Annotated in this window: 1 pseudogene; it reads left to right on the forward strand. The window is 39.6% G+C overall.

Annotated elements, in window-relative coordinates:
- Positions 1 to 119: 119 nt before the first annotated feature.
- Positions 120 to 230, forward strand: a pseudogene (locus FC98_RS15470) (IS30 family transposase); the annotation flags it as partial.

A 230-nucleotide genomic window follows, 5' to 3' on the forward strand; every position in this document is an offset into this window, starting at 1 on the left:
CCTCGATTTAAAATTGAAGTGCAACACCTGCTCTACTAGACCAGTTCTTTATTCAGACTAGTCAAAAAGGCCATGAAGACCTATTCTTAATTCACCACAAACAAGAAAGAGGTATCTTCATGACCCGAATTAAGAATATCATATCTAATCAGTATCACCAACTCAATTTAGCTGAACGTGGTCGAATTGAATCCCTAAGGGACTTAGATTGGTCTATCCGCCGGATTGCC

The organism is Lentilactobacillus kisonensis DSM 19906 = JCM 15041 (assembly GCF_001434135.1).
Lineage (GTDB): Bacteria > Bacillota > Bacilli > Lactobacillales > Lactobacillaceae > Lentilactobacillus > Lentilactobacillus kisonensis.